Source organism: Halobellus rarus (assembly GCF_024494595.1).
GTDB lineage: Archaea > Halobacteriota > Halobacteria > Halobacteriales > Haloferacaceae > Haloquadratum > Haloquadratum rarum.
In genome coordinates this window covers 430,848-452,462 of the sequence record NZ_JANHDI010000001.1, presented here as the reverse complement: position 1 = coordinate 452,462, position 21,615 = coordinate 430,848, and the positions used below count along the sequence as shown (strand labels likewise).

21 protein-coding genes and 2 tRNA genes are annotated in these 21,615 nt (G+C 67.2%); 18 read left to right on the top strand and 5 right to left on the bottom strand.

What is annotated here, in order from left to right; translation table 11 throughout:
- Window positions 1–135: 135 nt before the first annotated feature.
- Window positions 136–1,506 (bottom strand): helix-turn-helix transcriptional regulator, encoded by a 1,371-nt coding sequence (locus NO876_RS02345; RefSeq protein ID WP_256420051.1) that lies wholly within the window; start codon window positions 1,504–1,506, stop codon window positions 136–138.
- Window positions 1,507–1,675: 169 nt separating this feature from the next.
- Between NO876_RS02345 and NO876_RS02340 the strand changes: the two genes are divergently transcribed.
- Entirely contained in the window at window positions 1,676–3,046 is a 1,371-nt protein-coding gene (locus NO876_RS02340) for a DUF7096 domain-containing protein (RefSeq protein WP_256420050.1), read from the top strand.
- A 62-nt stretch (window positions 3,047–3,108) separates the two neighbouring features.
- Window positions 3,109–3,606, top strand: coding sequence for a type IV pilin (locus NO876_RS02335; protein ID WP_256420049.1), 498 nt, complete (start codon window positions 3,109–3,111; stop codon window positions 3,604–3,606).
- Window positions 3,607–3,673: 67 nt separating this feature from the next.
- On the opposite strand, the gene NO876_RS02330 is transcribed toward NO876_RS02335, so the two are convergent.
- Window positions 3,674–4,297, bottom strand: a complete 624-nt coding sequence (locus NO876_RS02330; RefSeq protein ID WP_256420048.1) for a methyltransferase domain-containing protein — start codon at window positions 4,295–4,297, stop codon at window positions 3,674–3,676.
- 132 nt (window positions 4,298–4,429) lie between these two features.
- Here NO876_RS02330 and ahaH point away from each other — a divergent pair, with 132 nt between their 5' ends.
- From ahaH to NO876_RS02290, 8 genes are all read left to right on the top strand, one after another.
- Window positions 4,430–4,762 carry an ATP synthase archaeal subunit H gene (gene ahaH / locus NO876_RS02325; protein WP_256420047.1) on the top strand — a complete coding sequence of 111 codons (333 nt, stop codon included), beginning with the start codon at window positions 4,430–4,432 and terminating at the stop codon, window positions 4,760–4,762.
- A complete protein-coding gene (locus tag NO876_RS02320) occupies window positions 4,749–7,016 on the top strand; it encodes a V-type ATP synthase subunit I (RefSeq protein WP_256420046.1) in 2,268 nt (755 codons plus the stop codon). Before ahaH ends, NO876_RS02320 begins: the two co-directional genes overlap by 14 nt.
- Before the next feature lie 219 nt (window positions 7,017–7,235).
- A complete protein-coding gene (locus NO876_RS02315; protein ID WP_256420045.1) occupies window positions 7,236–7,475 on the top strand; it encodes a hypothetical protein in 240 nt (79 codons plus the stop codon).
- A gap of 20 nt (window positions 7,476–7,495) precedes the next feature.
- Entirely contained in the window at window positions 7,496–8,077 is a 582-nt protein-coding gene (locus NO876_RS02310; protein ID WP_256420044.1) for a V-type ATP synthase subunit E, read from the top strand.
- On the top strand, window positions 8,074–9,120 hold the full coding sequence (locus tag NO876_RS02305; RefSeq protein WP_256420043.1) for a V-type ATP synthase subunit C: 1,047 nt from the start codon (window positions 8,074–8,076) through the stop codon (window positions 9,118–9,120). Before NO876_RS02310 ends, NO876_RS02305 begins: the two co-directional genes overlap by 4 nt.
- Window positions 9,117–9,443, top strand: a complete 327-nt coding sequence (locus NO876_RS02300) for a V-type ATP synthase subunit F (RefSeq protein WP_256420042.1) — start codon at window positions 9,117–9,119, stop codon at window positions 9,441–9,443. The genes NO876_RS02305 and NO876_RS02300 overlap by 4 nt, the downstream gene beginning before the upstream one ends.
- 3 nt (window positions 9,444–9,446) lie before the next feature.
- Entirely contained in the window at window positions 9,447–11,216 is a 1,770-nt protein-coding gene (locus tag NO876_RS02295) for an ATP synthase subunit A (RefSeq protein ID WP_256420041.1), read from the top strand.
- A gap of 1 nt (window position 11,217) precedes the next feature.
- Complete coding sequence (locus NO876_RS02290) at window positions 11,218–12,651, top strand: ATP synthase subunit B (protein ID WP_256420040.1); 1,434 nt, start codon at window positions 11,218–11,220, stop codon at window positions 12,649–12,651.
- 148 nt (window positions 12,652–12,799) lie between these two features.
- Here NO876_RS02290 and NO876_RS02285 read toward each other — a convergent pair whose 3' ends face one another.
- Window positions 12,800–14,041 (bottom strand): helix-turn-helix transcriptional regulator, encoded by a 1,242-nt coding sequence (locus tag NO876_RS02285; RefSeq protein WP_256420039.1) that lies wholly within the window; start codon window positions 14,039–14,041, stop codon window positions 12,800–12,802.
- Window positions 14,042–14,200: 159 nt separating this feature from the next.
- Here NO876_RS02285 and NO876_RS02280 point away from each other — a divergent pair, with 159 nt between their 5' ends.
- From NO876_RS02280 to NO876_RS02245, 8 genes are all read left to right on the top strand, one after another.
- A complete protein-coding gene (locus NO876_RS02280; RefSeq protein ID WP_256420038.1) occupies window positions 14,201–16,258 on the top strand; it encodes a DUF4198 domain-containing protein in 2,058 nt (685 codons plus the stop codon).
- The gene (locus NO876_RS02275) at window positions 16,255–16,953 is read left to right on the top strand and encodes a DUF7345 domain-containing protein (RefSeq protein ID WP_256420037.1); all 699 of its coding nucleotides are present in this window, start codon (window positions 16,255–16,257) and stop codon (window positions 16,951–16,953) included. The genes NO876_RS02280 and NO876_RS02275 overlap by 4 nt, the downstream gene beginning before the upstream one ends.
- 42 nt (window positions 16,954–16,995) lie before the next feature.
- Window positions 16,996–17,127, top strand: a complete 132-nt coding sequence (locus NO876_RS02270; RefSeq protein WP_256420036.1) for a hypothetical protein — start codon at window positions 16,996–16,998, stop codon at window positions 17,125–17,127.
- Between the two features lie 141 nt (window positions 17,128–17,268).
- Complete coding sequence (locus NO876_RS02265) at window positions 17,269–18,087, top strand: lycopene cyclase domain-containing protein (protein ID WP_256420035.1); 819 nt, start codon at window positions 17,269–17,271, stop codon at window positions 18,085–18,087.
- A gap of 4 nt (window positions 18,088–18,091) precedes the next feature.
- Window positions 18,092–19,264: a Brp/Blh family beta-carotene 15,15'-dioxygenase gene (locus NO876_RS02260; protein WP_256420034.1), complete on the top strand. Its 1,173-nt coding sequence runs from the start codon at window positions 18,092–18,094 to the stop codon at window positions 19,262–19,264.
- Between the two features lie 36 nt (window positions 19,265–19,300).
- On the top strand, window positions 19,301–19,984 hold the full coding sequence (locus tag NO876_RS02255) for a V-type ATP synthase subunit D (RefSeq protein ID WP_256420033.1): 684 nt from the start codon (window positions 19,301–19,303) through the stop codon (window positions 19,982–19,984).
- Between the two features lie 237 nt (window positions 19,985–20,221).
- A tRNA-Asp gene (locus NO876_RS02250) sits at window positions 20,222–20,294 on the top strand.
- Window positions 20,295–20,314: 20 nt separating this feature from the next.
- Window positions 20,315–20,387, top strand: a tRNA-Asp gene (locus tag NO876_RS02245).
- Between the two features lie 510 nt (window positions 20,388–20,897).
- Here the strand turns inward: NO876_RS02245 and NO876_RS02240 are convergent.
- Together NO876_RS02240 and NO876_RS02235 are read right to left on the bottom strand one after the other, a co-directional pair.
- Window positions 20,898–21,275 carry a fluoride efflux transporter FluC gene (locus tag NO876_RS02240; RefSeq protein WP_256420032.1) on the bottom strand — a complete coding sequence of 126 codons (378 nt, stop codon included), beginning with the start codon at window positions 21,273–21,275 and terminating at the stop codon, window positions 20,898–20,900.
- Window positions 21,272–21,613, bottom strand: coding sequence for a fluoride efflux transporter FluC (locus tag NO876_RS02235; protein WP_256420031.1), 342 nt, complete (start codon window positions 21,611–21,613; stop codon window positions 21,272–21,274). Before NO876_RS02235 ends, NO876_RS02240 begins: the two co-directional genes overlap by 4 nt.
- Between the last annotated feature and the right edge of the window lie 2 nt (window positions 21,614–21,615).

The window sequence follows — 21,615 nt, the reverse complement described above, 5'->3', positions numbered from 1 at the left end:
GGCGCGGCAAAAGAGGTTCCGGAAACCACATCCGATCGGGTGCCGATCACGGCTCGCACGGGTCGGTCCCGAGCAGCGCCACCCGCGACGCGGCGCTCGACTCGAACCCGAGCAGCCCCGGGGTTTCGAGGACCTCTACGACCCCTGACCCGAGCCGTCCTGCCCGCTGTTCTCGCCGTCCCGAGTCTCGTCGTCTCGGTCCTCGACGTCGTCGGGGAGCGAGATGAGGTTCTCGCGTCCGAGTCGGAGCTTGTCGACGCGCCCCTCCTCGGCCATCGCCGACAGTAACTGCGACACCTTCGCGTCGGACCAGTCGGTCTCGTCGACGATCGTCGCCTGCTTCATCCGTCCGCCGTTCCGTTCGAGGAGGCGTTCGACCCGTTCCTCGTCCGACAGCAGCGAGAGGTCGGCTTCGCCTCCCGCCACGGCGTTTTCCGGGGCCTCCGCGCCGGAAGGAGCGCCTGCGTCGGCGGAGACGGACTGCCCCGCCTCGGACGGCGTTCGAGCCGCTCCGGTGGAGCCGTCCGGACCGCCCGTCCCGGCCGCTCCCGCCCGCGGAGCGTCGCGCTCCCCGTCAGCCCCGGCCACTGTCGTCGGTGGGCTTCCGTCGTCCGACGACGACCCCCCTGGGAAACCGGCACCGTCGGACCGGTTTCGCATCATCCAGACGGCGGCGAGGACGGCGAGCGCGAGGATCCCGCCGCCCGCGAGGATCCCGACCGGGAGCTGATCCGCGGGGCCGACCGGCGAATACGTGACGCGAAGTTCGGCCTCCGCTCCCTCGAAATCGGACGGCTCCGCGAGGACGATCGCACTCTCGCGCTGCTGGACGGCGATGCTCGTCCCGGTCACGGTGTAGCCCTCGGGCGGGCGGATGAGGATCTCCTGATCGGCGTCGAAGATCGAGAGCCACGTCCGTCGCTCGTCGCTCTCGGCGGTCGGCAGCGTGAACGCGTCGTCGAGGACGAGCGTCTCGTTTGCGCCCTCTCGGAGGAAGTTCGTCCACCGGAACGTAACGGCGAGCGTACCGCTCCCGGCGGACTCGTCGACCGAACTGTGGTAGGTGACGTTCTCGATTCCCATCGATCGCCCGGTCGACTCGCTGGCCTGTCGCTGGAGCGACTCGAACAGCGCGGCGTTCGGACCGACGTCGGCGTCACCGGACTCGTAGCGCGAGGCGAGGGTTCGAAACGCGCGCGTCTCGTTCTCGTTCTCGAGCACGTAGCGGGCCTCGACGCGCCACTCGGCGCTCCGGTCCGGCTGGAGCGAGATCTCGACCGACGTTCGTGGGGGCGTCTCGCCGTCGACCTGCTGGGGAACCTCCGGGGAGCGGAGGGCGTCGATCCGATCTGAGACACCGCGCTGGGAGGTGACCGTGGCAGTACCCCCGGAGTCCGTCGAGAGCTCCGCTCGCGGCGCGGGGTGGTCGTCGACGGCGAGTGCCGTCGCTGGGGCGACAGCAGCGAAGACGAGGAGGAGGGCGAGCCACAGCGCGGACGTCCGCATTTGATGGGAGTGTACGTGGAACGCTCAAAACGCTTTCCATCGGTGTGGTCTCTGCCCGGCAGAACTGTGCCCGTTCCAGTACAGCGGGAGGTCGCCCGTTTCGATCCGGTGGAACGCCACCACAGGGGATGGCGCGACTTTAATAACGCCACGGCGATACGCTCCTCGTATGCGCGCTGTCGCCCTCTCGCTCGCCCTCCTCTTGGTCCTCTCGGCGGTCGCCGGAGCGGTGCCGGCGCTTCCGGACGGGGAGTCGGACTCGGTCTCCACGTCGACCACGCCGACGTCCCTCCCAGCGGAATCGGCAGCCTCGATACACCCGTCTCCGCTCACCGAAGGCCCGTCGATGCAGGTCTCGGCATCGAACGACACAGCGGCGGGCTCGATCAACGTCCTCGGGATCCCTCCCGGAGAGACGACGCGGAGCACGCTCGAAACCGAATACGTCGAACTCGGGAGCGGACTCGCGTTCTCCTCGGCGACGACGGACGCACGCTTGGAGACGGAGGCGGTGGTCGAGCGGATCGAGTCCGCCGAGTCGCCGGAGAAACGCCAGCAGTACCTCTTACAGGAGCTCAGCGCGGTCGAACAACAGGTCATCACGCTCCGGACGCGACAGCGGCAGGCCGTCGGTGCCTACGGCCGCGACGAACTCACGCCGCGGCGACTGCTCTACGAACTCGCACTGATCGACGCCGAGGCGCGGGAGCTCCAGCAGCGCCGCGACCGGATCGAGTCGCTCGTCCAGTCGACCCCGGGGTTCAGCATCTCCTCTTCGCGGTTCGGGAACGTCGAACTCGAACTGAACACCCTCACCGGCCCGGTCCGCGGACACGCGGCGTCGGTCCTCAACGGTGAGGCCGATTCGGCGCGGTTCTTCGTCCAGTCGGGCGAAGACAGCGTCGTCCTCGGCGTCATCCGAGGCGGAACGTACGTCCGCGAGTCGTACCGCGGGGCACTCCGTGTGGGAGAAGACGGTTCGTTCTCGCTCGCCGACGCGATGAACGCAACCGAGGTGGCGTACCCGACGATCACGGAGCTGCGCCTCCGCGACGACATCGTCGGCAACCCCGACAGCGACAGTACGCGGGTAACGATCGAACACGAGCGGGGACGCCTCGTCGCGTTCGTCGACAGCGGGAGCCGGCGCGTGTTCAAAGAGCACCAGTACCGGCCGATCGATCAGGTGACGACGACGTCGTCGACGTCGGCGATCAAAGACGGGCTGGAACTCACCGCGCACCGGACGTATCCGGGCGGTCCCGTGCGGTTGCAACTCAACGCCACCTCGGACGACGAGCCCGTCGACGCGCGGATCACGGTCGGACCGGCCGGCGGCCGGAGTTCCGTCGTCGGCGAGACCGGTGAGGACGGTTCGCTGTGGACGCTCGCTCCCGGCAGCACCTACCAGGTGACGGCCATCGACGGGAGTTCGGTCGTCGTGCTCTCGGTGGAACCGACGAGGACGCCGTTCGTCTACGGCGGAGTGAACGAGAGTTCGGGCGAAGAAGGAATGGAGACGATCACCCCGACCGAGTAGCGGCCGGTAGGCGGTTCGACCGGGGACCGTAGGTTCATAAGCCATCGCGCACCAGACGCCCCGTGACAGCCCGTGCATCGGCGTCGGTCATCGGTGTCGTGCTCCTGCTTCTCTTCGGCGTCGTACTGGGTGGTGTCGTCGCCGCCGGTGCCGAGGCAGTCGCGGCGGCGGCAGGTGAGCCGGGGTTTGCCAGCGACGCGGACGACGACCCGACGAGCGAGACGGTCGCGCTGTCGCTCAGACTCGACGGCGACGCGGTCGCCCTGACGCACGAGGCCGGACCCCCGTTGGAGCTCTCGGAGACGCGGATCGCCGTCGCGATCGACGGCGCGGAACTCCGCCATCAGCCGCCGGTCCCGTTCTTCGCCGCCAGGGGCTTCCGCGGCGGACCGACGGGGCCGTTCAACCTCGCGAGCGACGGGGTCTGGTCCGTCGGGGAAACCGGATCGTTCCGGGTCGCAGCGACGAATTCTCCGACGTTGAAACCCGGACGAACGGTGTCGGTCACGGTCTACGTCGACACGGACAGGGTGAGTCGAGTGCGCGGAACGGTCGATTGACGTCGATCCGAACGCCGGGCGATCGAAGCGGACGGGACGGACTGACCGAAACGAACGAGGAGGGCCCTCACTCCTCGGGTGCGCGCGCGATGGTCGTGATCGCTCTCGGACTGCCCGGATACGCCTGCTGGATGTGGTGTTCGATGTCGACGAAGCCGGCCGCCTCGAACATCCGCTGGGCCTCTTCCTCGTCGTAGAAGAGCATAATCGCGTCCGCGAGGCGCTGAAAGAGCGAGTTGTTCGGGTAGTCGGGGCCGACGACGAGGACGCGGCGTCCCGGCTTGACGACCCGGCGGAACTCTTCGAGGGCCGCGACGGGGTTCGGCCAGTACTCGATCGACCCCGAGGACCAGACGACGTCGAAGGAGTCGTCGGCGAACGGGAGCCGCTCGGCGTCGCCGCGGTAGAACCGGACGCGGTCTCCGGTGCCGAACTTCGCGAACGCCTTCTCCATCTGGTGGCGGCTCTGGTCGAGGCCGTGGACGTCGTCGGTGTAGCGGAGCAGCCCCTCCGTGGCGAAGCCGGTGCCGCAGCCGACGTCGAGGACGCGGTCGCCCTCCCCGATCGCGAGCCACTCCAGGGCCTCGTCGCGCATCTCCTCGTTCCAGATGAAGGGGTTGATCCGGTCGTACACCTGCGAGAGGTACTTGTAGAACAGGCGCGCGTTGGCCTTGTCTTCGAGGACACCCATCGCGCGGCGGTTAGGACGGGAGAATCATAACGCTGCGGATCCGGGTCGGCTCCGCCCCAGCCGAGAGGGGCTCGCGAGAGCGTTCCGCAAACACCTTATACGGCGCTTGCGCTACGTTTCGGTGATACGAATATGCCGAGACCAGAGGTTCTCGAACGGATCAAAACGGCAGAATCCGAGGCCGACGACATCGTGCAGGAGGCCGAGGAGGACCGCGACGAGCGCATCGAGGAGGCGCGACGCGAGGCCGAGGAGATCCGCACCGACGCAGAACGGGCGGCCGACGAGTACGAGAAAGAGCGGCTCGCCGAGGCCCGCGAGGAGATCGAGGAGGAGCGGGAGGAACTCCTCGAGGAGGGCCAGGAAGCGCGCAAGAAACTGGTCGCAGCGGCCGAGGAGAACGCCGACGAGGCGGTCGAATACGCGATCAGTCAGTTCGAGGAGGCGGTACATGCTCAGACCTGAACAGATGAGCAAGGTCTCGGTGACGGGATCGAAGGCCGTGATGGACGAGGTCATCGAGACCGCACACGGCCTGAACCTCCTGCACGTCACCGAGTACGACGGGTCCTGGGACGGCTTCGAGCCCGGCAATCCGGTCGAGGGTGCCGAGGAGTCCTCCGATCGGCTGGTCACGGTCCGCTCGCTGGAGAGCATCCTCGACGTCGACGCCGAGGACGCCGGCCCGACGCGCATCGTCACCGACGAGGCGCTCGACGAGGAATTAGAAGAGATCCGCACGCGGGTCAACGAACTCGACGACCGTCGACAGGACCTCCGTCAGGACATCAGAGATATCGAGGATCGGATCGACGCGATCGACCCGTTCGTCGATCTCGGGATCGACCTCGACCTGCTGTCGGGCTACGACACGCTGCAGGTCGCGGTCGGTGAGGGCGACCGCGACGCGATCGAGCGTGCAGTCATCGACGTCGACGACATCCGCTCGCACGAGATCTTTGCCGGCGAGGACGTCTTGGGCGTCTTCGCGTACCCGACGGCGGACGCCGACGAGTCGGCGCTCACGGACGCGCTAGTCAGCGCCGACTTCACCGCCTTCGAGGTGCCGGACGCCGAGGGCACCCCGACCGAGTACAAGCGGGAGCTCGAACACGAGAAACAGCAACTTGAGTCGAAGCTCGCGACCGTCGAGAACGAGCTCGAAGCCGAGAAGATGGACGCCGCGGGGTTCCTGCTCGCCGCCGAGGAGAAGCTCTCGATCGACGTCCAGAAGACGGAGGCTCCGCTCTCCTTCGCGACGACGGAGAACGCCTTCATCGCCGAGGGGTGGATCCCGAGCGAGCAGTACACCGAGTTCAAGGGCGCGCTCAAGGACGCCGTCGGCGAGCGCGCCGATATCGAAGAGTTAGAGCGCGCGACGTTCTCGAAGGACGGCACCGACCACGTTCGCGAGGAGGTTCCCTCCGGCGGCAACGGCGGAACCGCCGCGGCCGCTGACGGCGGTTCGGAGACGGCCCGCGCCGACGGCGGCAGCGCCGTCGTGATGGCGGACGACGAACCACCGACGGTCCAGGACAACCCGGGAGCGGTCAAGCCCTTCGAGCTCCTGGTGCAGGCGGTCAATCGGCCGAGCTACTACGAGTTCGATCCAACGGTTATCCTGTTCCTGACGTTCCCGGCGTTCTTCGGGTTCATGATCGGCGACCTCGGCTACGGGATCATCTACACCGCGATCGGGTACTTCCTCTACACCAACTTCGCCGACCGCCCGGCGTTCCGGAGTATGGGCGGCGTGACCATCGCCGCGGGGATCTTCACGATAATCTTCGGCATCCTCTTTGGCGAGCTATTCGGGCTCCACGTGATCTCGACGTACTTCTGGGAGGGCGCACTCGGGATGGCTCACCCGCCCATCGAGAAGGGGCTCTCGCCCGCCGGCATCGACTGGGCCCGCGGCTGGCTCGTCGTGAGCGTGCTGATCGGGATCTTCCACCTCAACGTGGCGTGGATCTTCGGATTCTTCGAGGACCTCCAACTCCACGATATGAAGCACGCCGTCTACGAGAACATCTCGTGGATCCTGATGATGAACGGACTCTGGATCTGGGTGTTCAGCGACGCCCTCAGTAGCGTCGCTCCCGAGTTCATCTACACGACGTTCTCCAGCGAGGGCGTCATCCCGCTCGGGTTCAACGGGTTCCCGGCGATGGAACTGTTCACCATCCCCGGCGTCGGCCCGTTCACGCTGCCGCTTCTGGTGTTCATCGTCGGTCTCGTGCTCCTCGCCTACGGCGAGCCGATCGAGGCCGTCGAGTTCCTGAACGTGCTCGTGAACGTGCTCTCGTACACCCGGCTCGCCGCAGTGCTGCTCGCGAAGGCGGGGATGGCCTTCACGGTCAACCTGCTGTTCTTCGGCGTCTACGTCGACGACCACGGCGGCTGGCACTTCGGCCTCGGGGGAATGCCGGACGCCGATGCCATCGCGGCACTCGGGCCGGGCGAGACGCTCAGCTACCACGGCTACGAAGTGACCGAGATTATGTTCGGCGGGCTCGTCCACGGCGACGCCGCGACGATTCTGATCGGACTCCTCGTGCTCGTGTTCGGTCACGTGCTCGTGCTCGCGCTCGGCGTCACGAGCGCCGGCCTGCAGGCGGTGCGTCTCGAGTACGTCGAGTTCTTCAACAAGTTCTTCGAGGGCGGCGGTCGCGAGTACGAGCCGTTCGGCTACGAGCGTCGCTTCACGACCGAGGACTGACAGAGACCGACGGCACCTCGACGTTCGCCGCCGTTTCGACGGTTGATTCGCCGTGCAGCCATCGTGAGAGCCGTGGGACTCGTTCGCAAATCCGACGAATACGGGCGAGTCCGGCCGCTTCACACCCGATACGGCGAGCCAGTTTGGGAAGCTTTATGAGATGCGTGGGTTCAATTACGCACGTTCGGAGACGACTATCCGGTCAACACACCTAAGACAATGTTCGAAGCACTCCTACAGCAGACCCAGTCAGCCGCACCAGCTATTGAACCGCCCGCCGCCGCCGCGCTCGCGTTGGGCCTCGCGGCCTTCGGGGCAGGTTACGCAGAACGCGGAATCGGCGCAGCCGCGATGGGTGCCATCGCGGAGGACGACAGTCTCTTCGTCAACGGTCTGATCCTGACCGTCCTGCCGGAGACGCTCGTCATTCTCGCGCTCGTCGGGTTCTTCCTGATCTAACCGCCCGCTTCTTTCCATCAATGAGTTTGGACAACGTCGTCGAAGACATCCGAGACGAAGCCCGCGCGCGTGCGGAGGAGATTCGCGAGCAGGGTGAACGTCGCGCCGAGGAGATCGTCGAGACGGCAGAGAAAGACGCCGAGGAACTCCGCGAGGCGCGCGAGGAAGACGTCGAGCGCCAGATCGCCCAGGAGCGCGAGCGGGCGCTCTCCTCCGCGAAGCTCGAATCGAAACAGGAACGGCTCGAGGCCCGCCGCGACGTCCTCGAAGACGTCCGCAGTCGGGTCGAAGCGGAACTCGTCGACCTCCCCGCGGAGAAGCGCGAGGAGCTGACGGGCGCGCTCTTGGAGGACGCGACGTCGGAGTTCGACGGGGAAGAGTCGGTGTCGGTCTACGGTCGCGACGACGACGCCGACCTGCTCGAATCCCTCTGTGCGGAGTACGACGACCTCGAGTACGCCGGCGAGTACGACTGTCTCGGCGGCGTCGTCGTCGAGGGAGAGGGCTCCCGGGTTCGAGTGAACAACACCTTCGACTCCGTGCTTGAGGGCGTCTGGGAGGACAACCTCAAGGACGTGAGCCAGAGACTGTTCGACCAATGAGTAGCGCCGGCGGTTCCAATCCCGAGTACGTGACAGCCCGCGTCCGGGCGCGCAAGAGCGTCCTGTACGGGGACGAGGAGTACCGCAAGCTGATTCGGATGGGGCCGGCCGAGATCTCGCGGTTCATGGAGGAGTCCGATTACGAGACCGAGATCAACGCGCTCGGTGCGCGTCACTCGGGCGTCGACCTCATCGAATACGCGCTCAATCGGAACCTCGCGAAGCAGTTCGACGACCTCCTCCGCTGGGCCGACGGTCGGCTCTACGACCTGATCGCGCGGTACCTCCGGAAGTTCGACGCCTGGAACGTCAAGACGGTCATCCGCGGCATCTACTCCGAGGCGGACCGCGAGGCGATATCGGACGACCTCATCCGGGCCGGCGAGTTCGACGAGGAACTGCTCGATCAGTTGCTCGACGCGCCGAGCATCGAGGACGTCGTCGACCGCCTCTCGGGGACGATCTTCGGTCCCGGTCTGGAGGACGCCTACGACGACTACGAGGAGACCGGCGTGCTCGTCCCCCTGGAAAACGCCATCGACAGGACGTACTACGAGCACTTGCTGGAGGACCTCGTCGTCGACGAGGCCACCCAGCAGTACCGCGAGTTCCTGGAGGCCGAGATCGACTTCCGTAACGCCCGGAACGCGCTGCGGCTCGCACAGAGCGGCGCGGACATCGACCCCGCCGAGTACTACATCGACGGCGGTTCGCTGTTCTCGGCGAGCGAACTGGCGACCCTGGCGCAGAACCGCGACGAGCTCGTGACGGCGATCCGGGAGTCGAAGTACGGCGACGACCTCTCGGCGGCGCTCGACGAACTCGAAACCGCGGAGAGCCTGATCAACTTCGAGCGCGCGCTCGACATCGCGCTCTTGGAGTACACGGACGCGCTCGGACACGTGTTCCCGCTCTCGATCACGCCGATCGCCTCCTACATCCTCGCGAAGGAACGGGAGGTCGACAACATCCGGGCGATCGCCCGGGGGCGCGAAGCGGGGCTCTCCGAGGAGCAGATCGAACAGGAGCTGGTGATCCTATGAGCCAGGAGATCGCCGTCGTCGGCAGTTCGGACTTCACCACCGGGTTCCGCCTCGCGGGCGTCCGGAAGTTCGAGACCGTCGCCGACGAACAGAAGGACGAACAGCTCGACGAGGCCGTCACCGAGGTGCTCGAAGACGAGGACGTCGGCATCGTAGTGATGCACGACGACGACCTCGATCACCTCTCCCGATCGGTCCGCGAGGCCGTCGAGACCAGCATCGAACCGACGCTGGTCACCCTCGGCGGCGGCGCGGGCGCGGGCGGCCTCCGCGACCAGATCAAACGAGCCATCGGAATCGACCTGATGGAGGAGGACAACTAATACATGAGTCAGACAGCACAGACCGTCCGCGAGGACGGTGTCATCGCGAGCGTGAGTGGTCCCGTCGTGGTCGCCCGCAATCTCGACGCCCGAATGAACGACGTCGTCTACGTGGGCGAGGAAGGCCTGATGGGCGAAGTCATCGAGATCGAGGACGACACGACGACGATTCAAGTGTACGAAGAGACCTCGGGGATCAGCCCCGGGGAACCCGTCGAGAACACGGGCGAACCCCTGAGCGTCGACCTCGGTCCGGGGTTACTGGACACCATCTACGACGGCGTCCAGCGCCCGCTGGACGTCCTCGAGGACAAGATGGGCAGCCCCTACCTCGACCGCGGCGTCGACGCGCCGGGGATCGAACTCGACAAGAAATGGGAGTTCGAGCCCGCCGTCGAGGAGGGCGACGAGGTCGGCCGCGGCGACGTCGTCGGCGTCGTCGAGGAGACGGTCACCATCGACCACAAGGTCATGGTCCCGCCGGACGCCCTCGACGAGGGCGAGACCGCGGAGGTCGTCGACGTCAAATCCGGTTCGTTCACCGTCGAGGAGACGGTGGCCGAACTCGACACCGGCGTCGAGATCCGGATGCGACAGGAGTGGCCGGTCCGCGAGGCCCGTCCCACCGTCGAGAAGAAGACCCCGCGGACGCCGCTCGTCTCGGGGCAGCGGATCCTCGACGGCCTGTTCCCGATCGCGAAGGGCGGGACGGCCGCGATTCCGGGGCCGTTCGGCTCCGGGAAGACGGTCACCCAGCACCAGCTCGCGAAGTACGCCGACGCCGACATCATCATCTACGTCGGCTGCGGCGAGCGCGGGAACGAGATGACCGAGGTCATCGACGACTTCCCGGAGCTCGAAGACCCCGCGACCGGGAACCCGCTGATGGCCCGGACGTCGCTCATCGCGAACACGTCGAACATGCCCGTCGCCGCGCGCGAGTCGTGCGTCTACACGGGGATCACCATCGCGGAGTTCTACCGCGACATGGGCTACGACGTCGCGCTGATGGCCGACTCCACCTCGCGGTGGGCCGAGGCGATGCGAGAGATCTCCTCCCGACTGGAGGAGATGCCCGGCGAGGAGGGCTACCCGGCCTACCTCGCCGCGCGGCTCTCGCAGTTCTACGAGCGCGCCGGCTACTTCGACAACATCAACGGCACGGAGGGATCCGTTTCCGCGATCGGCGCGGTCAGCCCGCCCGGCGGCGACTTCTCGGAGCCGGTCACCCAGAACACGCTGCGCATCGTGAAGACGTTCTGGGCGCTCGACGCCGACCTCGCCGAGCGTCGGCACTTCCCCTCGATCAACTGGAACGAGTCGTACTCCCTCTACAAGGATCAGCTCGATCCCTGGTTCCAGGAGGAGGTCGCCGACGACTGGCCCGAGAAGCGCCAGTGGGCGGTCGACGTCCTCGACGAGGAGACCGAGTTACAGGAGATCGTTCAGCTCGTCGGCAAGGACGCGCTGCCCGAGGACCAGCAGCTGACCCTCGAGGTCGCGCGCTACCTGCGCGAGGCGTACCTCCAGCAGAACGCGTTCCACCCGGTCGACACCTACTGTCCGCCGGCGAAGACGTACCTGATGCTGACGACGATCGAGACGCTCAACGACGAGGCGTTCGACGCGCTCGAAGCCGGCGTCCCGATCGAGGAGATCATCGACATCGACTCCGCGCCGAAGATCAACCGGATCGGCGTCCAGGAGGACTACGAGGAGTACGTCGACGAACTCAAATCGGAGATCACAGAGGAACTCCGGAGTCTCTACTAATATGAAAGAGTACCAAACCATCACCGAGATCAGCGGTCCGCTGGTGTTCGCCGAGGTCGACGAGGCCATCGGGTACGACGAGATCGTCGAGATCGAGACGGCCCAGGGCGAGACCCTGCGCGGCCAGGTGCTCGAATCCTCGGAGGGCGTGGTCGCCATCCAAGTGTTCGAGGGCACCAGCGGTATCGACCAGAAGGCATCGGTCCGCTTCCTCGGCGAGACGATGAAGATGCCCGTCACCGAGGATCTGCTCGGACGGGTGCTCGACGGTTCCGGCCGGCCGATCGACGGCGGCCCGGACATCGTCCCCGAGGAGCGACAGGACATCGTCGGCGCGGCGATCAACCCCTACTCCCGGGAGTATCCCGAGGAGTTCATCGAGACGGGCGTCTCCGCCATCGACGGGATGAACACGCTCGTGCGCGGCCAGAAGCTCCCGATCTTCTCGAGTTCGGGGCAGCCGCACAGCGAACTGGCGATGCAGATCGCCCGCCAGGCGTCCGTCCCCGAGGAGGAAGCGGGAGAGGACGACGAAGGATCCGAGTTCGCCGTCATCTTCGGCGCGATGGGGATCACGGCCGAGGAGGCCAACGAGTTCATGGAGGACTTCGAGCGCACCGGTGCGCTGGAGCGCTCCGTGGTCTTCATGAACCTCGCGGACGACCCCGCCGTCGAGCGGACGGTCACCCCGCGGATGGTCCTCACGACGGCCGAGTACCTGGCCTTCGAGAAGGACTACCACGTCCTCGTCATCCTGACGGACATGACCAACTACTGCGAGGCGCTCCGCGAGATCGGTGCCGCCCGCGAGGAGGTCCCGGGCCGACGGGGCTACCCCGGATATATGTACACCGACCTGGCGCAGCTCTACGAGCGCGCCGGCCGGATTCAGGGCCGTGAGGGATCGGTCACGCAGATCCCGATCCTCACGATGCCCGGCGACGACGACACTCACCCGATCCCGGACCTGACCGGCTACATCACCGAGGGGCAGATCTACGTCGACCCCGACCTCAACAGCCAGGGGCTGGAACCACCGGTGAACGTCCTGCCGAGCCTGTCTCGGCTGATGGACGACGGCATCGGCGAGGGGCTCACCCGCGAGGACCACGCCGACGTCTCCGACCAGATGTACGCGGCGTACGCCGAGGGTGAGGACCTGCGCGACCTCGTGAACATCGTCGGTCGCGAGGCGCTGTCGGAGCGCGACAACAAGTACCTCGACTTCGCCGACCGGTTCGAAGAGGAGTTCATCGACCAGGGCTTCGACACGAACCGCGGCCTCGAAGAGACCCTCGACATCGGCTGGGACCTCCTCTCGATGCTGCCGACGGAGGAGCTCAACCGCGTCGACGAGGAGTTCATCGAGAAGTACTACCGCGAGGACGTCTCCGCCGACGCCGACGAGGCCGAGACGGAAGCGACGGCCGACTGATCGGTCACCGCAGACGGCGACTTTTTTGTCGGTGACACCGAACGCATAGCGCCGTGTGGGTCTCGTCGCAACCGGTTCGTTTCTGTAGGCTGGCCTGTGCGAGAGTCTCCTCGGAGCCGAGACTGCGAAGCGCCGTTCGCTCAGATCGTCAGTCGTCGTCTTCGATCAGGTCGATCACGTTCTCGCGGCCGATGCGGAGTTTCTCGACGGTTCCCTCGTCGGCCATCCCCGAAAGCACGCGGGAGGTCTTCGACTTCGACCAGCCGAGTTCCTCGGCGACGACGGACTGCTTCATTCGGCCGCCGCGCTCCCGGAGCGCCCGGCGGACGCGGTCCTCGTCGGTCAGGATCGGTGGCGCAGTTCCGGCGGAACCGGCCGCGGCGTCGGTAGCGGCACCCCCGTCCGCGCTCGAACCGACGTCCGCAGACGCTTCGTCGGGAGGTGCCGATCCCCTGTCGACTGCCGACACCGCGAGGTCGTCGCCTGATCCGAAGGCAGCGATCCGTCCCGTTCTGACCGCGTAGGCGGCGACCAGGGCCACAATCACGAGCACTCCCGCGAGCGCGGCGAGCGTGCCGCCGCCCCCGAGGGTGCCGTCACCGGCCGGACTCGCCGCCCCGTCGCTCGCGGGCGTCGCGACGACGCGCGGGCGGCCGTCGTCGAAGTCCTCGCGGCCGCGCCACTCGGCGACGCCCTCGGCAGTGCCGTCCGGCGCCGGGTCCGTCTCGCTGAGGACGAACCCGTCAGGAGCTGCGATTTCGAGGACGTCGTCCTCGCCGATGTAGAACCCGCCGTCGAAGACGTCGCCGACGACGACGGTTTCGCCGTCGACGGCGGCGAAGCCCGTCCAGGAGAACCGGAACGTCACGACGCCCCAGCGGCGGGGGACCTCCTGGATCGTCGTGGTCGCCGTGAAGTCACCCGCGCGCATCTCGCGGTCGTACGATTCGTTCGCGCGGGCGACCACGCCGCTCATCCGTTCGGCGAAGGGGTCGAGATACCGGCTGGTGTTCGAGCGAAACGACGCCTGAAACCGCTCGTACTCTTCGAGATCAGCGTCGGTTTCGAGGCGCGTGCGGAGCGTGAGTTCCCACGTCGCGGCGCCGTCGGCAGCGAGGTCGATCCGAGTGATCGTGTTGTCGGGGTCGGGTTGGCCCTGCACCAGCGCGAGTCCGCCGACCTGTGGTCGGGGATCGGCCGCGTCCGTATCGGTCACGGCGGCGTCCGTATCGGTCACGGCGGCGTCCGTATCGGTCACGGCGGCGTCCGAATTGGTCACGGCCTCGTTCGCGTCGGTCACCACTCCGTTCGCACCGGCGGCGAGATTCGAGCCCGCGGGCGCGACGAGTACGAGAGCGAGCAGGAGCGCCGCCAGGAGCCTCGGTCGCATTACGTGGGGGGTCTCCCCTCGAGGGGATTAAATCCACACATCCCGCCGCGTGAAACTCGCTGCAACGGTCCGAAACGGTCCCGGAAACGGCTGCAATCGACCGCAACACACCGCCACGATCTGCCTCCTATATCCCCCAGGCGATCCTTCCGACAATCGATGAAACGGACACAGCTACTCGCCATACTCGTGGCGGTCGGACTCGCCGTGGGTTCGGTTCCGGGCGCGGCACTCGCCGTCGGGGCGGCGGACCTCGGCGGCGGGGCGGGCGTAGTCGCACAGGCGGACGGAAACGAATCGGCGACGTCGAACGGATCGGCGACGACGGGCCAACAGCTCGCGACGATCATCGAGATCACCGACGACGAGGTGAGCGGTGACGTCGAGGCCGCCTCGCTGGAGGCGGCGTTCGAGGACGCCAACGAGTCCGAGCGCGCCGAGTTGCTCGCCGAGCGGGCCGCCTCGCTCCGCGAGCAGGCGAACGAGACCGTGACGGCACAGCGCGAAGCGACGGCCGCCTACGACGCGGGAGACCTCTCGCGCACGGCGTACGCACAGCGGCTCGCCGTGCTCTCCTCGCGGGCGAACACGATCGACCGCGGCTTCGAGTGGCTCGACGATCGCGCCGTGGACGTCTCCGCGTTGGAACTTCGAGCGGTCGGCTACGACCGGAGCGGTAACGAGGCCGCCCGCGACCGACTGGCCGACCTGACGAGCGTCGGTGCCAGCGCGCTGCTCGCCCAGTACTCCGGCGTGCAGCGCGGCGAGTTCACGCTCGAAACCGAGAACGGGCTCTCGATCGAAGTCGAGAACGAGGACGGCGAGCGCTCACGCGAGTTCGAGCGCGACCAGCCCGGCGACGGGACGTTCCTGGTGAATCAGAGCGACGCGCTCGCGGCGGCGACCGCGTCGCTCTCGACTGACGTCGACGGGGAGTGGACGCTCCGCTCCGTCGACCGCGACGAGGACGACGGCTACTTCGAGTTCGAGTTCGCCTTCGTCGGCAACGAGACGACCGGCGAGGCCGAGGTGAGCGTCGACGGAGAGACCGGCGAGGTGTTCGAACTCGAGGAGGAACTGGAGCCCCGCGAGCGTGACGACGATGAAGACGACGAAGCCGACGAGACACCGCTCTCGATCGGTATCGTCGACGGGGCGGCCGAGCCAGGCGCGAACGTGACGCTCGCGGTGACCGCCGCCGGCGAACCGGTCGAAGGCGCGACGGTCGAACTCGGCGACCGGACCGTCGGGACGACCGACGCGGACGGCCGGATCACGGTAACGCTGCCGGACGACGAGGAGGTCGAGATCGAGATTGAGGACGGAGAGCGCGAGGGCGAACTGGAACTGCGACTCCGTTCGATCTCCGCCGAGGAACGGGCGGACGCGGAGATCCGTGAACGACTCACCGTGGACGGGTCCGTCGATAACGGAACCGTCACCGTGTCAGTCGGTTACGACGGCGAGGGCGTCGCCGACGTGACGGTGTTGGCCGGCGGCGAGCGAGTCGGCACTACCGGCGAGAACGGGACGCTGTCGTTCGCCGCGCCGTCGACCGGCGACGACGAACTGGACGTGACCCTCGTGAAGGGCGCGTTCGAGGCTGAACTGGAGTTCGAGGTCGGTGCGGACGGTGCACTCGCACTCGATGAGGTCGACGTCGAGGAGCGTGACGTCGACGACCGGGAGCGGGAGGACGACGAAGAAGATGATGCGGAAGACGGCGGCGATGCGGAGGACGACGCTGACGACACCGGCGATGCGGAGGACGACGCTGACGACACCGGCGATGCGGAAGGTGATGCAGAAGACGGCGATGATGCGGAAGACGCCGACGATGCGGAAGACGACGCTGACGACACCGACGGCGTCGAGGACGGGGAAGAGACGCTCGGCATCGACGTCGTCTCCGGTAATCTCGCCCCGGGCGCGACGGTGACGCTCGAAGTGACCGACGGCGACGGTGCCGTCGCCGGGGCCGACGTCGAGATCGACGACGAGGGTGTCGGATCGACCGACGTGGACGGGCAGCTCACGGTGACCCTGCCCGACGCCGACGAGGTCGAGATCGTTGTCGAAGACGGTGACCGCGAGGGCGAACTGGAGTTCGAGTTCGACGAGAGCGACGCGGACGACGGCTCCGAGGAAACCGACGGTGACGAATCGGACGACAGCGAGGAGGCTGACGAAGACGACGACCGGGAGGGAGACGAGTGATCGCCGAACGGGGACGACTCGTCGCGGGCGTCGTCGCGGCGCTGCTGATCGGAACGGCCGTCGTGCCGGCCGCGGTCGGCGCGCAGGACGCGGTCGCCGAGGATCGGTCTGCGTTCGTCGTCGAACTGGAGAACGACGGCGACGCGACGGTGTCGCTCTCGCTCACCTACGACCTCGAAGACGAGAGCGACCAGGCCGCGTTCGACCGACTCCGCGGGGAGACGGGGAACGTGACCGAGCGGTTCGACGAGCGGCTGTCCCGGGTCGCGAATCGAACGGCGAGCGAGATCGGCCGTGAGATGTCCGTCTCCGACGCCGACGCCGAGGTCACGACGGCCGACGGCGTCGGCGTCGTCACGCTGTCGGCGTCGTGGTCGAACCTCGCGATTGTCGACGGCGACCGCCTCGTCGTCGAGGAACCGTTCGCGAGCGGCTTCCGACCCGATCGCCCGTTCGTGCTCGTCGCGCCCGACGGCTACGCGTTGGCCGACACGGCGATCCCGGCCGACAGCACGGAGGGTGCCGTCGCCGAGTGGGGCGTCGGCACGGATCTGACGGGGTTCTCCGCCACGCTCGCGCCGAGCGAGGCGGTCGGCGGGGCGACCACGAGCGGGTCGCTCCCCACGCCGCTCGCGTCGGTGCTCGCGACGGGGCTCGTCGCTCTCCTCGGCTACGCCGGGTGGCGACGGTTGTGAGAGGAGGCACACGCGTTTTGTGACGGCAGATCGTCCTGCAGTGTGTCGAGACGGCCGGGGTTTAAGATACTGAACCTGGTCGCGAAGGTCGGATTCGGTATCATCCTGCTGTCGAGCCGCGAAGTGCTCGACGCCGCCGGCTCGGTGAGTCCCGATCCGGAACCGACCGACTGATCGTCGCGGCCGCAACCTCTTTGATCGGAGCGTTCGGACCTACCCGAAACGGCACGGCGCGAGCCGCGCTCGACGAACGGCACGGAGACTGCCGGTATCGTATCCGGAGCACGGGACCGGGCGACTCCGCGGAGACAACCGATGACTATCCAGTTCACGTACCTACAGTTCCACCTCGCGTTCCTGCTCCCCGCCGTGCTGTTTCTGTGTGCGACGGGCTTCGTGAGTCGGACGCGGGTCGCGGAGAGCAGCGCGGCGCTCGGCGAGGGATGGCGGAATTACTGGGCGGGAGTAGTAATCATCACAGTCGTCGCGCTGGCGTACACGACGCCGTGGGACAACTACCTCATCGCCCGCGGCGTGTGGTGGTACGGCGACGGAACGACGCTCCTGACGCTGGGACACGCCCCGATCGAGGAGTACCTGTTCATCTTGGTACAGCCGTGGATCACGGCGCTGTGGCTCGCACACCTCGACTTCCCGACGGGGTGGCCCAAGGCTTCGAGGCCCGTCGCGTGGCGAGGGGGTGCGCTGGTGGTCGCGGCGGTGCTCGGCCTCGTCGGGTGGCAGTCACTCGGTGCCGACGGGACGTTCTACCTCGGCGCGATACTCGCGTGGGCCGCGCCGGTGTTGGCGCTGCAGTGGGTCGTCGGCGCGCCGCAGTTGTGGGCGCGACGGCGGACGGTCGCCCTCGGGACGCTGCTCCCGACACTGTATCTGTGTGTCGTCGACCGGATCGCCATCGAGTACGGCATCTGGGTGCTCTCGGGGCAGTACACGACCGGGATCACCGTCGCCGGCCTCCCGGTCGAGGAGGCGACGTTCTTCCTCGTGACGAACCTCTTCGTCGTGCAGGGGCTCGTGCTCTACCGACTGGTGGTGACCCGGCTCGACGGCGATTCGACGGCGAGTCATCGATCGACGAACAGATCCGAAGCGACAGTCGACCGCGGCGACTGAGAAAATGGACGAGCCGACCGGACACGGCGAGAACGGGTCGGTCGGACGCGGCGAGTCGATGCCGTCACGCGCCGTCGAAACCCCGGGGAGCCGCGGCTCGATCGCCGCGTCAGTGATGCGGCGCGTCGGCGTCCGGCCGGCCTGGGTCGTCATCGGGGGGATCACGCTTGTCTGGGCGATCGCGACCGCGTTCACCGGATCGCAGACGCTCCCGCGGTGGCTCCGATACGGCCCGCTGGCGGTGAGCCTGGCGGTCTTCGGCCTGCCGCACGGCGCGGTCGACCACCTGGCACCGGCGCGGGCCGCCGGCCGTCGACCCACGGCTGCGTCGATCCTCGCGGTCGGGGTCCTGTATCTCGTTCTCGGGAGCGCCTACGGACTCCTGTGGTGGGCCCTCCCGGTCGCGTCGGCCGCGCTGTTCGTGGCACTGACGTGGTTCCACTGGGGGCAGGGCGACGTCTACGCGCTCGATGCGATCGGCGCGAGCCACCTCGACGGCCGCGGCGTCCGGGTCGGAACGTTGCTCGTGCGGGGTGGACTCCCGATGCTGGTTCCGCTTCTGGCCCACCCGGCGGAGTACCGGGTCGTCGTCGGGGCGTGGGTCGCGCTGTTCGGTTCCGAACTGGACGCCGCGTGGCTCCTGTCGCCGACGGTTCGAGGAACGCTGGGCGGCGGGTTCGCACTGCTGACCGTCGCGACGCTGCTCGCGGGGCGGCGGCGAAGCGGGGGCCGCGTCTGGTACCTCGATGCGGGCGAGACGGCCCTCCTGTGGGGCTTCTTCCTCCTCGTCCCGCCGCTCTTCGCCGTCGGCGTGTACTTCTGCGTGTGGCACTCGCTCCGTCACATCGCCAGGCTGATCGCGGTCGATCCGACCGCCCGGACGACGTTCGCCGAGAGAGGACCCGTCCCGGCACTGATGCGGGTGGGACGCGACGCGCTCCCGCTGACGGCCGTCGCCGTCCTGCTGCTTCTGGCTATCGCAGTTGCGGGCGACGTCGCACTCCCGGGAGGCGTCGTCGCGGCCGACGTGGCGGTCGGGACGCAGACGGATCTCCGGGCGGCCGCGGCGCTCTATCTGGTTTTTATTTCCGTTCTGACGCTCCCGCACGTCGCGATCGTGACGTGGATGGACTGGGCGGAGAACGCCGGTCTCGCCCGTCTCGTGGACGAACAGTAAAAGGTTAACACGCTCGGTTCACTAGCCTCCTACAAGATGGCCAAAGACGTCAAACCGACCCGCAAGAACCTGATGGCGATCGAGGATCGCATCGAACTGTCCGAGCGGGGCCACGACACGCTCGAACAGAAGCGCGACGGCCTCATTATGGAGTTTATGGACATCCTGGATCAGGCACAGGACGTCCGCTCGGAGCTTGACGGGAACTACGAGACCGCCCAGAAGAAGATCAATATGGCGCGGGCGATGGAGGGCGACGTCGCCGTCCGCGGGGCCGCCGCGGCGCTCAAAGAGCACCCCGAGATCACGACCCAGTCGAAGAACATTATGGGCGTCGTCGTCCCGCAGATCGAGTCCTCGCGCGTCAGAAAGAGCCTCGATCAGCGCGGGTACGGGCTGCTCGGCTCTTCGGCGCGGATCGACGAAGCCGCCGACGCCTACGAGGAACTCCTCGAAACGATCATCCTCGCCGCGGAGGTCGAGACGGCGATGAAGAAGATGCTCAAAGAGATCGAGACGACCAAGCGTCGGGTGAACGCCCTCGAATTCAAACTGCTCCCCGAACTCAACGAGAACAAGGAGTACATCGAGCAGAAGCTCGAAGAGCAGGAGCGCGAGGAGATATTCCGCCTGAAGAAGATCAAGAACAAGAAAGAGAAAGAGGAGAAAGAAGAGCGAGAGGCAGAGGAAGCGGCCGCCGCCGCTCCCGCGGACGACTGAGCGGAGTCCTCGACTCTCGACAGCCATCGGGTTCCGAAACGACTTCTTCGGCCGATCTTTCTGTCGCGTCGACACGACGCCGACGCGACTGCCGGACGGTCAGTCGACGTGGCCGAGTACCGTGATACCTACGTCGACCGTCGCGGGACGTTGCGATCGGTCTTCGGTGATCGCTCCCACGCCGCCGTCAGATGATAAGTCTTAATTAGACTACCGGGTTACGGGGAAGTGGAGCAAGCCCGGGTGGTGTAGTGGCCCATCATACGACCCTGTCACGGTCGTGACGCGGGTTCAAATCCCGCCTCGGGCGTTGGTTTTGCTCCGATGTGTGCCCGGGTGGTGTAGTGGCCCATCATACGACCCTGTCACGGTCGTGACGCGGGTTCAAATCCCGCCTCGGGCGCTTCTTCGATTTCACACGTCGCGGAGTTTTATCTCCGCGACCCACTCGTGAAATCGGTGTGCGACGAACGCGAGATTTGAACACCAGCAGTCGCAGGCCCGCGCAGCGAACGCAGTGAGCGAGCAGGAACGTCTGGGCAGGGTTCAAATCCCGCCTCGGGCGCTTTTTGCCGACGTGAATACGAACGAGGAGCGAAGCGACGAGTGAGTCCAGCGTCGGCAAAACGACTCCAAGGGATTTGAACCAGGGAGTGGAGCGAAGCGGGACGACCGGGGTTCAAATCCCGCCTCGGGCGCTTCTTCGATTTCACGCGTCGCGGAGTTTCATCTCCGCGACTCACTCGTGATATCGGTGTGCGACGAACGCGGGATTTGAACACCAGCAGTCGCACGCCCGCACAGCGAACGCAGTGAGCGAGCAGGAACGTCTGGACGGGGTTCAAATCCCGCCGCGGGCGCGTTGATTTTCGACCTCCAGCGAGGCGTCTCGTCGCCGAGCGACCCCGTCGAACTACCAAAACCCTGCGAGCCACCAGCCGATCCCGACGCCGAGGAGCGCCGTCGCGAGCGTGCCGAGGGCGTCGGCGGCGGCGAGTCGGTAGTCCCCCGTGTCGGCCGCCCGGACGACGTTCACGGCGAACGACGAGAACGTCGTGAACGCACCACAGAAGCCGGTTCCAGCGAGCGCGAGCGTCGCGTCAGACGGCGACGAGGCGACGAGCGCGCCGAGCGCGACGCTCCCGATGACGTTGACGGCGACGGTGCTCCGTCGACCGCCGCCGAGCGCCGCGTCGGCCGCGTAGCGACCGAGCGCGCCGAGCGCGCCGCCGAGACCGACAAGGAGTGGAAGCGGAAGCGATCCGACGAGGACCGCGAAACTCCCCGTCACGTCCACCGCCTCCCGGCCACCAGTCCGACGAACGCGGCGGCGAACCCGAGCGCGTAGTTGGCGGCGACGTTCGCGGCTCCGAGTGCCGGTCCGAGCGAAGCCGTCTCGGCGGCGAAGGTGCTGTAGGTCGTGAACGAGGAGAGGAGCCCGGTCATCAGGAAGAAGCGGAGCCGAGTCGACCGAACGACACCGATTGCGAGTGCCAACACGAAACTCCCGAGGACGTTGGCGAGGAGCGTCCCCTCGGATCCGGCGACGACCGTCCCGAGGAGATACCGCGACGTCGCTCCCAGGAATCCGCCGAGCGCGACGAGCACCGGGACCAGACGGTCTGCCATCG